Source organism: Microbacterium sp. NPDC055357 (assembly GCF_053644835.1).
In genome coordinates, this window is the sequence record NZ_JBSHLZ010000011.1 from 66,097 (window position 1) to 77,018 (window position 10,922).

Annotated in this window: 11 protein-coding genes and 1 tRNA gene; 5 read left to right on the forward strand and 7 right to left on the reverse strand. The window is 68.5% G+C overall.

Going from position 1 to position 10,922, the window contains the following annotated elements:
- The first annotated feature begins 27 nt into the window (after positions 1-27).
- A complete protein-coding gene (gene pstB, locus ACWICD_RS13025; protein WP_376128589.1) occupies positions 28-807 on the forward strand; it encodes a phosphate ABC transporter ATP-binding protein PstB in 780 nt (259 codons plus the stop codon).
- Positions 808-953: 146 nt separating this feature from the next.
- Here pstB and ACWICD_RS13030 read toward each other — a convergent pair whose 3' ends face one another.
- The 7 genes from ACWICD_RS13030 to ACWICD_RS13060 all read right to left on the reverse strand — a co-directional run bounded on the left by ACWICD_RS13030 (position 954) and on the right by ACWICD_RS13060 (position 7,290).
- Positions 954-1,841 carry an aminodeoxychorismate lyase gene (locus ACWICD_RS13030; protein WP_454140416.1) on the reverse strand — a complete coding sequence of 296 codons (888 nt, stop codon included), beginning with the start codon at positions 1,839-1,841 and terminating at the stop codon, positions 954-956.
- 182 nt (positions 1,842-2,023) lie between these two features.
- The gene (locus tag ACWICD_RS13035; protein ID WP_454140417.1) at positions 2,024-2,662 is read right to left on the reverse strand and encodes a DNA-directed RNA polymerase subunit beta; all 639 of its coding nucleotides are present in this window, start codon (positions 2,660-2,662) and stop codon (positions 2,024-2,026) included.
- A 30-nt stretch (positions 2,663-2,692) separates the two neighbouring features.
- Positions 2,693-3,097 (reverse strand): VOC family protein, encoded by a 405-nt coding sequence (locus ACWICD_RS13040; RefSeq protein WP_376128584.1) that lies wholly within the window; start codon positions 3,095-3,097, stop codon positions 2,693-2,695.
- Between the two features lie 55 nt (positions 3,098-3,152).
- Positions 3,153-3,560, reverse strand: a complete 408-nt coding sequence (locus tag ACWICD_RS13045) for a helix-turn-helix transcriptional regulator (protein WP_454140418.1) — start codon at positions 3,558-3,560, stop codon at positions 3,153-3,155.
- Between the two features lie 21 nt (positions 3,561-3,581).
- Positions 3,582-4,937 carry an anti-sigma factor gene (locus ACWICD_RS13050; protein ID WP_454140419.1) on the reverse strand — a complete coding sequence of 452 codons (1,356 nt, stop codon included), beginning with the start codon at positions 4,935-4,937 and terminating at the stop codon, positions 3,582-3,584.
- Complete coding sequence (gene sigK, locus ACWICD_RS13055) at positions 4,934-5,536, reverse strand: ECF RNA polymerase sigma factor SigK (protein ID WP_376128578.1); 603 nt, start codon at positions 5,534-5,536, stop codon at positions 4,934-4,936. The genes ACWICD_RS13050 and sigK overlap by 4 nt, the downstream gene beginning before the upstream one ends.
- Before the next feature lie 35 nt (positions 5,537-5,571).
- Positions 5,572-7,290 carry a cytochrome c biogenesis protein CcdA gene (locus ACWICD_RS13060; protein ID WP_454140420.1) on the reverse strand — a complete coding sequence of 573 codons (1,719 nt, stop codon included), beginning with the start codon at positions 7,288-7,290 and terminating at the stop codon, positions 5,572-5,574.
- A 162-nt stretch (positions 7,291-7,452) separates the two neighbouring features.
- Between ACWICD_RS13060 and ACWICD_RS13065 the strand changes: the two genes are divergently transcribed.
- From ACWICD_RS13065 to ACWICD_RS13080, 4 genes are all read left to right on the forward strand, one after another.
- Positions 7,453-8,112, forward strand: a complete 660-nt coding sequence (locus tag ACWICD_RS13065; protein ID WP_376128574.1) for a fasciclin domain-containing protein — start codon at positions 7,453-7,455, stop codon at positions 8,110-8,112.
- Between the two features lie 119 nt (positions 8,113-8,231).
- A tRNA-Lys gene (locus ACWICD_RS13070) sits at positions 8,232-8,304 on the forward strand.
- 195 nt (positions 8,305-8,499) lie between these two features.
- Complete coding sequence (locus ACWICD_RS13075) at positions 8,500-8,736, forward strand: heavy-metal-associated domain-containing protein (protein ID WP_376128572.1); 237 nt, start codon at positions 8,500-8,502, stop codon at positions 8,734-8,736.
- Positions 8,737-8,786: 50 nt separating this feature from the next.
- Entirely contained in the window at positions 8,787-10,817 is a 2,031-nt protein-coding gene (locus ACWICD_RS13080) for a heavy metal translocating P-type ATPase (RefSeq protein WP_376128570.1), read from the forward strand.
- Positions 10,818-10,922: the final 105 nt, after the last annotated feature.

Consider the following 10,922-nt stretch of genomic DNA (forward strand, 5'->3'; position numbering starts at 1 on the left):
GACCCGAAAGCCAACTGAGGAACCCACGTGTCCAAGAGCATCGAAGTCAGTGACCTCAACGTCTACTACAGCGACTTCCTCGCCGTCGAAGGCGTCTCGATCGATATCCAGCCGCGCAGCGTGACGGCGTTCATCGGCCCGTCCGGCTGCGGCAAGTCCACCTTCCTGCGCACGCTCAACCGCATGCACGAGGTCATTCCGGGAGCCCGGGTCGAAGGGCGGGTCCTGCTCGACGGCAACGATCTCTACGGACCGCACGTCGACCCCGTGGTCGTGCGCCGCCAGGTGGGCATGGTCTTCCAGCGGCCGAACCCCTTCCCCACGATGTCGATCAAGGAGAACGTGCTCGCGGGGGTCAAGCTCAACAACAAGCGGATGTCCAAGTCGGATTCCGACGCGCTCGTCGAGTCGGCGCTGCGCGGTGCGAACCTGTGGAACGAGGTCAAGGACCGGCTCGAGAAGCCCGGCTCGGGCCTGTCGGGCGGGCAGCAGCAGCGTCTGTGCATCGCTCGTGCGATCGCGGTATCGCCCGAGGTGATTTTGATGGACGAGCCGTGCTCGGCCCTGGACCCCATCTCGACCTATGCGATCGAGGAGCTCATCGGTGAACTGAAGAACGACTACACGGTCGTCATCGTGACGCACAACATGCAGCAGGCGTCGCGCGTGTCGGACAAGACGGCGTTCTTCAACATCGCCGGCACGGGCAAGCCCGGCAAGCTCATCGAGTACGACGACACCCGCACGATCTTCACGACGCCGGCGGTCAAGGCCACCGAGGACTACGTCTCCGGCCGCTTCGGCTGAGCCCCAGGCCCCACCCACACGCTCATCGCGTAGCGCGCCCGCACCCACCCGGTCACCGCCAAGCGCGACCGCACCCACCGCTCATCGCGTAGCACGACCGCACCCACCGGTCATCGAGTAGCGCGAAGCGCGTATCGAGATGCCGGTCAGTCCCGCGGCGACAGCAGGTACGCGTTGAACGCCGCCGTGAGCTCGCCGTCGACCTCGAACTCGACCGCGTCGATCGCGAGCACGGGCACCGCGAGTCGCACGCTCGAGACGAGCCACGCGGCATCCGCTGTGGCGAGGGCTCCCATCGCGATCAGCTCATAGCCCGTCTCGTACCCCTGCCGCTCGAGGTGTTCGAACAGGCTCAGCTGCGTCGTCCCCTGCAGGATCGATCCGTTGGGGGGCGGCGTGAGGAACCGGTCGCCGTGCCGCAGGATGAGCGACGCCGTGGGCGCCTCGAGCACGTACCCGTCGGTCGTGACGAAGATCGCGTCGTCGGCGCCGCGCCTGCGCGCTTCGCGGATCGCCGCCATATTGACGGCGTACGACAGCGTCTTCGCTCCGAGCAGCAGCCACGGAGCGCGATCGGGCACGCTGCTGTCGTATCCGCGGTCGAGGGTCACGACGCGCACACCTCGCTCGCGGACGCCGGTGTTGTCGGGTGCATCGGCCGCCGTGACCCACGCGGTCGGGGCGGGACCGTGCTCGACGCCGCGACTGAGGATGAGCTTGATGACGGCTTCGCCTTCGCTCGGGCAGTGCTCGGCGGCGACCACGACCGCCTGTCGCCACTGGTCGACGTTCGGGTACGGCAGGTCGCACACGTGCGCGGAGTGCGCGAGGCGCTCGAGGTGCGCCGTGACCTCTTGCGGGTGGCCGTCGACGACGCCGATCGATTCGAAGACCCCGTCGCCACGCTGCGTGCTGAGCTCTCCGATGCTGAGCGCGGGCGCCGATGGTTCGACCTCGCGGAAGGTCGCGGAGAAGTCCGCACGGGTGTCTTCGGATGCCGCGGGGTCGATCACGAGCGCGAATCGCCAGGTCATGCCCTGAAGCCTACGGCCAGGGAATACCCCTCGTCGCGCCTCGGTTACACTTGATCGGCCGGGCCGCAGTAACCCCGGGCTCCATCTTCTGCCGCTACGAGCGGCCTCGCGCCGAGAGGCGTTCTGCGGCCCGGCACTTATCTTCTCCGGCGCCGCTTCGGCCGGCATCCGGTTCGCCGTCGTCAGACGAGTGCGTCGCGCCGCCACAGCGCAGCGGCTGCCGCGAGGTCGGTGGCGTACGTCGACAGGCGCAGAGCGCGCGTCGTGAAGGCCGAGGCCCGTTCGGGCTCGGTCTGCTCGTAGTCGTCGGCGAGGTGCGTCGCTCCCGACGCGTGCACGCGGCAGAACGCGGCCGCGCGGTCGAGCGCGACGGCGAAGTCCCCCTCGAACAGGCCGCGCAGGATCGTGTCGATGAGCGCGACGAGCTCGTCGGGACCCGCCGGTGCGGGTGCGCCCGCGACGACCGGATCGGCCGAGCCGATCTCGACCCGTCCGCGGTCGTACAGCAACGCCGCCGTGTGGGGATCGTCGTGGATCATGAGCTGCAGCAGGTACAACCGCCACAGCGCTCCGGGCAGCGACTTCGCGGGAGACCTCGACCACAGCTCGGCGATGTCGTCGATCCCGTGCTGCGCCGTGAACGCCACGAGGCGGTCGACGACGGCGCCCGAGGTGTCGGTGCGCGCCCGCGCGAGCAGGCCCTGCGCGGTCGAATGGGCGACGCGCGAGACCTCGGCGGGGTCTTCCGCGGCGAAGAGCCGGTCGAAGAGCTCGGCGGGCCGCCGCACGGGCTTGTGGAAATCCCTCGACGCGTCGCTCACCCGATCAACGCTACCCGCGCCACCGGGCGGTCAGGTCTGATTGATGCGGATGTGGTTGCCGCTGGGGTCGCGGAACGCGCAGTCGCGCGGGCCCCAGTCCTGGGCGATGGGCTCCTGCAGCACTTCGGCGCCCGATGCCCGCAAGCGCTCGAATGTCGCGTCGAGATCGTCGGTCGAGAAGACGTAGGGTCCCGGCCCCGAGCCCTTGACGACGAGTCGCTGCAGGGCGTCGCCGTCGTCGGGCGAGCGCCCTGCGGTGGGATCGGACACGACGACGGCGACACCGGGCTGGCCGGCGAAGCCGAAGCTCACCCAGCGGTGGCCGTCGTAGGAGACGTCGTTGACGATCTCGAGGCCGAGACCGTCGCGATAGAACGGCACCGCGGCGTCGACGTCGTCGACCGTGATGGGGCAGTAGGCGAGATGGACTGTCATGGATGCCACGCTAGAACCCCTCGCCCGCCGGTGCTTCTCGGATCGTGCTCGATCCTCAGACGTAGCGGGCGGGCCGGGTGAGGATCTTCGCGACGCACAGCGGCATCGCCTCGGCCGCGTCGTGCGGGCGTGCGCGATACGCGCTCGGAGTCTCGCCGACGATCTCGGTGAAGCTCGAGCTGAACGACCCGAGCGATGTCGCGCCGACGGCGGTACAGGCATCCGTCACGCTCGTTCCTCGCCGCAGCAGCGCCATCGCCCGCTCGATGCGGCGTGTGATCAGGTAGGCGTAGGGCGTCTCGCCGTAGGCCGCCTTGAACTCGCGCGAGAAGTGCGCGGGAGACATGTGGGCTCGCGCGGCCATCGTGGGCACGTCGAGGGGCTCGGCGTAGGCACGATCGATCAGGTCTCGCGCGCGGCGCAGGTGCGCGAGCGTGTCGATGGTGAGGACGCCGGATGCCACGCCCCCACGCTAGTCGCAGGGTCAGACCGTCGGAATCGCGACGATCGGGTCGGTCGTCGGCTCGCCGTTCGCGGAGCCGCCGGCCTGCTCGACGGTGACGGCGATCGTGTCGCCCTCTTCCAGGTCTCCCGTGAGGAGCACCGTGGTCTGTTCGCCCTCGGGGTCGAAGACCCCGGCCGAGATGGCCGCCCCGCCTTCGCGGACGAACCAGAGTTCGAACGTGTCGTCGGACTCGATGGGCGGCAGGCCCTCGGTGACGAGCACGGCGCTTCGCAGCGACTCCGACCAGTGCGCCGTCGCGACTCCCCCGTCGACGATGTCGACCGTCGCGGACTGGGCGTCCGGTGCCGCCTTGATCTCGGCGAGCGCGATGACCGCGGGAGGCCTGTTGACCCATTCGTTGATGCTCACGGCGCCGAAGCCGAGCACGACGAGCACGACGAGCGACGCGGCGAGACCCAGCAGGCCACGGGTCCAGTTGCGCCGCGAGACCGTCTGGATCGCAGCTGTCGTCGGCGGAGGCTCGTCCGAGCCGCGCGCGGGCGGCCGATCGGGCCCCGCGGCCTGGAGGAGACCGGTGAACGTCAGGGTGTCCGTGCGCGGCTCCGGCTCCGGTTCGGGCGCGGGCGCCGGTTCGGGCGACGGGACGGCTTCGGCCGTCGCCACGACCTCGGTCTGGGTCTCGATCTCGGCGTCGGGCGCCGCCTCGGTCGCGATCCCGGTCTCCGTCTCGACCCCGGTCTCGGTCTCGACGTCGGGCGCAGCCTCAGTCTCGATCCCGGTCTCAGTCTCGGCGCCGGGCGCCGCCTCGGTCTCGATCCCGGTCTCAGTCTCGACCCCGGTCCCGGTCTCGGCCTCAGCGTCGGCGTCGGTCTCGGTGAACGTCACCGTGTCGGTCTCGGTCGTCGGCGCTGCCTCGGGTTCGCGTACGACCGCCGGTCCGAGCGCGACGTCCGGTCCAAGTGCGACATCCGGTCCAAGTGCGACATCCGGTCCAAGTGCGACATCCGGGCCGAGCGCAGACCCCGGTCCAAGCGCAACCCCCGGGCCGAGCGCGACGTTCGGCCCGAGGCCCGTCTCGAGCTCAGGAGCGGCGACGGACTCGACGACGGCGCGGTGCACCGGCAGGGGCGGGCGCGGCGGAAGCCCTTGCGGCAGGCCGTTGATCCGCGCGAGCAGCGTCGAACGCATCGTCAGCGGCGGTGCCACGGTGTCGGTGTCGCCGGCGAGGGCGGCCGCGGTCGCGGCATCCGCATCCACGATCGAAGACCATTCGGGGTGCTCCGCGAGCGCCGCTCGGAAGGCCGTGAAGTCCTCCCGCGACAGGGCGCCGAGCGCGTAGCCGGCCGAGAGCTCGGCGAATTCCTGCTCGTTCACGACGTCACCCCCAGGTGCATCCTCAGTCGCGACAGGCCGTCGCGCATTCTCGTCTTGATGGTTCCGAGCGGTGCTCCCACGAGCGCCGCGATCTCGCTCTGAGAGTAACCGCCGTAATAGGCCAGGATCAGCGCCTCGCGCTGTGCTTCGGGTAGCTCGGCGAGCGCCGTCGCGACACGTCGACCTTCGAGCCGGAGCTCGACCTGCTCGGCCACCGAGTCGTGGGCGACCCCGAGGTCGCGCAGACCCGCACGCACGTCGCGATCGCTCGACGCCTGCGACGCTCGCACGCGGTCGACCGCTCGGCGGTGTGCGATCGTGAGGACCCACGATCTGCCTTGTCCTCTGTTCGGAGCGAACCGCCCGGCGGATTGCCAGATCTCGAGGAAGACCTCTTGCAGCACCTCTTCGCTCTGCGCGCGGTCGACGAGCACCCGCACGATGAGTCCGAAGACGCGCGGCGACAGCAGATCGTAGAGCCGTGCGAAGGCCGATTGGTCCCCCGCGGCGACGCGCTGCAGGAGCTCGCCGACGCGATCCACGGCGCCCGTGCCACCCTCGGGCACGTCGATACCGTCGATCACCATGTCCACCAGCATGCCGCATTCACCTGCCTCTTCCCCGCCCGGTTGCGTCATCCGAAGGTGAAGGAGTACGCCTGCACTCCCGCCGACACCTCGAGGTCGAGCACGGCTCGGTCGCCGTCCGCGCCCTCGACGACGGCATACGAGCGCGGCGTGCCCGCCACCTCGACGACGCGCACCGCCCCGCCGTCGAGGCGGACGCGCACCTCGCCCTCGCCCGCGAGCACCATCCGCACATCACTCGCTCGGAAGTCCAGCCGGATGCTGCCACCCGAAGCCGTCGCGGGCGTCGCGTACTGCGTCTCGATCCGCCAGTCGCCGTCGAGCGCGAACGAGTCCGCCGGCTGCGCGTCGGGCAGGCCGTACGTGCCCTCGCCCGCGCGGTAGGGCGCGGGTCCGGCGAAGTTGACGTCCTTCGACGAGCCGAGGAACGTCTCTCGCGTGAGTGCGCCGCTCTCGGGCGTCGCATCCTCGACGTCGGTCGACGCGGGCAGTTCGGCACCGGGATCGGCCTGGGTCAGCAACTCGCGGATGAGCTGCTCGGTCGCGGCGTAGTTGCCCTCGCCGAACGCGATGTGGCGCACGGTTCCCTCGGCGTCGATCAGGTAGTGGGCCGGCCAGTACCGGTTGCGGTAGTTGGTCCACGTCGACAGGTCGTTGTCGAGGCCGACCGGGTAGCTGATGCCGAAATCCTCTGCGCCTGCCGCAACGTTGGCGGCATCCTTCTCGAACGCGTACTCGGGCGAGTGGATGCCGACGACCCGCAGTCCCGCGTCGCGATACGCGTCGTCCCACGCGACGACGTGAGGGATGCTGCGCTGACAGTTGATGCACGAGTACGCCCAGAAGTCGATCAGCACGACCTCTCCACGCAGGTCGTCGAGGTCGACCGCCGCGCCGCCGGGCGTGTTGAGCCAGGTCTCGATTCCCCGGATGCCGGGGGCCGTGCCGCACGACTCCAGTTCGGTCGCGCCGTTCGAGCACCGGTCGAGGTCTCTGTTCTCGTCGGTGACGAGCCCGCCGAGGTCGAGTGCACGTCGCGCGTCGGGGTTGTCGGTGAGCTCGCGCTGGATGCCCGCCGTGTAGTCGGGCACGAGTCGCTGCAAAAGCTGCGGCACGTTGAAGACGAGGCCGACGGCGAGCGCCAGCATCGCGACGCCGGCCGCGATGCGCAAACCGCGCTCACGGGAGCGGAAGGCACGGATGCGCTCGATCAGGCCCCGGCCGGCGAGCGCGAAGAAGAGGAGCGGCACAGCGACCCCGATCGCGAACGAGATCGTGAGGGCGACGGTGTCGAGGCCGATCCGTCCCGTCGAGCCCGCGACGATGATGGCCGCCAGCACGGGGCCGGCGCACGGCACGAAGACGGCGCCGAGGGCGAGTCCGACACCGTACCCGTTGCCGCGATTGCGCACTTCGGTGCGGCGCGCAAGCTTCTGGAAGGGCTTCTCGAGCAGCTGCTCGATCCGCGGGACGAGCAGGCCCGTGCCGATCAGCACGAGAGCGGCGATACCGATCCAGCGCAGGACGTCCTGCGGGAGGCCGAGCGCGCCGAGGATCAGCGAGCCGACGAGCGTCACGAGGGTGAAGCTCGTGACGAGTCCCGCGATCACGAAGTACGGCCTCCACCGGGATGCCGGGATGGGCTCGCCGTCGAAGCGCGCCGACTGAGCGCCGCCGGTGAGGAAGATGACCGGCAGCACCGGCAGGATGCACGGCGAGATGCCCGTGATCAGTCCCCCGAGCAGACCGATGATGATGAGCGACATGCCTCTCCCCTGTTCGGGGCTTGTTCGCTCTCGGTGCGCGTTCGGATTGGGTGAATGCACTCAGACGCCGCGGAGGAATTCGTCCCATCCGATGCGCGCAGGGCTGCGAACACTTCATGTACGTCGCCTACCGGCGGCGGGATCAGACACATGGAGGATGTCATGCTCAGCAGCAAGAAGAAGATCTCGGCGGGCCTCGCGTTCGCGTTCGGTGCGGCGATCGCCCTGTCGGGTTGTGCGATGGGCGGCGACACGGCCGAACCGGCCGAAGAGATGTCGACGCCCACGATGGAGGAGTCCGCGCCGGCGATGGAGATGGACCCCGCCGCCAACCTCGTCGGCCCCGGCTGTGCCGATTACGCCGAGGCCGTGCCCTCCGGCGATGGGTCGATCGAAGGAATGTCGATGGATCCGGTCGCGGTGGCGGCATCCAACAATCCCATGCTGACGACGCTCGTCTCGGCCGTCAGCGGCCAGCTCAACCCCGAGGTCGACCTCGTCGACACGCTCAACGGCGACGAGTTCACGGTGTTCGCGCCCGTCGACGACGCGTTCGCGATGATCGACGCGGCAACGATCGAGACTCTCAAGACCGACTCCGAGATGCTGTCGTCGATCCTCACGTATCACGTGGTTCCGGGCCAGATCGAACCTGCCGACATCGCCGGCATGCACACGACCGTGCAGGGCGCCGACGTCGAGGTGACGGGCGAAGGCGACATGTGGATGGTCAACGACGCCAACGTGATCTGCGGCGGCGTCCAGACCGCGAACGCGACCGTGTACCTCATCGACGCGGTGCTGATGCCGCCCGCTGAGTGACGAGCATCCGGCCGCGTGGGTGCGGCCGGGCGATGAAGCCGCCGGTGCGCCTGGAGAGTCCTCGCCGGCGGCTTCGTCGTGCGCGGAAGGGCCTGTCGGCGAAGTAGGCTGGAGGTCACGGGCCTCTAGCTCAGTCGGTAGAGCATCGGACTTTTAATCCGCGGGTCGTGGGTTCGAGCCCCACGGGGCCCACTCTTCTTCGATCGCCGCGATCCCACCCTCGAGGGGATCGCGGCGTTTTCCGTTCCGCATGTCGGTTCGCGTGCCGGTCGTCGTGACTTGATCGACGTCAAGGCGCACCCTCTGCCCACCCCGTAGCCTGGGCATCGAAGACCAGGATAATTCCCTGGTCACACCCCGAGTCGGGGCCAGGCGAGAGGAACAATCATGACGGACATGACGCAAACCACCCACACTCTTCTGCGTGCGGAAGGCTTCTCCTGCCCGTCGTGCGTCACCAAGATCGAGAAGCAGATCGGCAGGCTCGACGGCGTCGAGAACGTGACGGTGCACTTCGCGTCGGGGCGCGTGGAAATCGACCATGACGAGACGAAGAGCACGGTCGAGGATCTGATCGCGGCTGTCGACAAGGCCGGCTACACGTCGAAGGCCTCTGCGTTCTGACCGAACAGCCTTCCACACATGTCATCCCCGCGTCGAAAGGCGGCACACTCGTGAACGCGCTGCGTAAATGGCGGTACGGCAACTGGTTCATTCCGGCTGTTTCGGGTCTTCTCATCCTCGTCTCGTTCGGCATCGAGAATCTGCTGGGCGGCGCCTGGAACACGACCCTGAGCCCGCAGTGGTGGATCGACGCGGGTGAGCATGCCCACGGCTCCGGCCACGTATTCACGCTCGCGAACGCATTCATGCTCGCGGCCGCGGTCGTCGCGGGCTACGGCATCGTCGTGAAGGCTGTGCGTGCGCTGCTGGTGAAGTTCATCAGCATCGACCTGCTGGTATCGATCGCGGCGATCGGCGCGACACTCATCGGCAACTTCTGGGAAGCTGCCGCCGTGACCTTCCTCTTCGCGATCGGTCACGCGCTCGAGGCGGGCACGATGAACAAGACCCGTGCCGCGCTCGCTGAGCTCGTCGCGGTCGCGCCCGACGTGGCGGTCGTCATGCGCGACGGAGACCAGGTCGAGGTCGCAGCGCATCAGGTGCGCATGGGCGAGATCGTGCTCGTCAAGAACGGGGCGAAGGTTCCCGTCGACGGGCAGGTGGTGTCGGGAACGGGAGCAATCGACGAGGCCTCGATCACGGGTGAGTCGATTCCGGTGGAAAAGACCAGATCGGACCATGTGTTCGCGGGCACGATCTCGCGGGGCGGGTTCTTGCAGGTGTTGGCGACGGGCATCGGTGCGGACACGACGCTTGCGCGCATCATCCACCGCGTCGAAGAGGCGCAGGATGCGAAAGCGAAGACGCAGGCGTTCATCGACCGCTTCTCGAAGTGGTACACCCCGGCCGTCGTGGTGCTGGCGCTTGCGGCCGGCCTCATCTCGGGCGACGTCGTGCTTGCACTGACGCTGCTCGTGATCGGCTGCCCCGGCGCCCTCGTGATCTCGATTCCGGTGGCGATCGTGGCCGGCATCGGCCGTTCGGCACGCAACGGCATTCTCATCAAGGGTGGCGAATACCTCGAGACGTCCGCCAAGATCTCGGCCGTCGCGGTCGACAAGACGGGCACACTCACCGAGGGCCGCCCGGAACTCACCGACATCATCGTGCTCGACCCTTCCGCGGATCGAGCGGAGGTGCTGCGATGGGCTGCCGCCGCAGAGGCCGGGTCCGAGCATCCACTCGCCCGCCCGATTCTCGACAGTGCGCGAGATGAAGGGGTCGCGCCCGAGGGCGTCCCGGGCTCGGTCACACCGGTCGTCGGGAAGGGGATCGTGGCCGACGTCGAGGGCCGGAGGGTGCTCATCGGCAATGCCCCGCTGCTCGCGCAATACGGTGTGCCCACCGAGGCGGGGGCACGTGCGGCGGCGAACGAACTCGCCACCGCAGGCAAGACCCCGATGATCGTCGCGGTCGATGAAGCGGTGCTCGGAGTGATCGGTGTCGCAGACACCATTCGCGAGGATGCGCCGGAGATGATCCGGCGCTTGCACGCCAGCGGTGTGCACAAAGTCGTGATGCTCACGGGAGACACACGGCTCGTAGCCGAAGCCATCGGCCACGCAGTCGGGATCGACGAGATCCACGCATCGCTGCTCCCCGAAGACAAACTCGACGCCGTGGCGCGGTTGCAACGCGACGGACACACCGTTGCGATGGTGGGAGATGGCGTGAACGATGCCCCCGCGCTCGCCACAGCCGACATCGGGGTGGCGATGGGCGCAGCCGGATCCGCCGTGGCTGTCGAGACCGCCGACATCGCGCTCATGGGCGACAACCTCTTGAAGCTGCCCGAGGCGATCGGACTGGCCAAGCGCACCGTGACCGTGATGCGGCAGAACATCTGGGTTGCACTCGTCACCGTCATCGTGTTGCTCGTCGGCGTCTTCGCGGGTGGTGTCACGATGGCAGTAGGCATGCTCGTGCATGAGGGATCGGTGCTCATCGTGATCTTGAATGCGATGCGGCTACTGCGAAACACCCGCGGAACCACGACCATGCCCAAGAGCGAGCGCACACGATCTGCGCGGACTCGTTCTGAGCACACAAGAGGCACGACAGCACGCAGTTCATCCCGGTGAGAGCAGAAGGCGGTGACGTCCCCTGGAGTGGTGGAGGATTCGGCAGGGTTGTCTTCGTCGTAGACGTTGGTGAGCCATCGTGCGAGGGTCAGTGAGAACCGATCA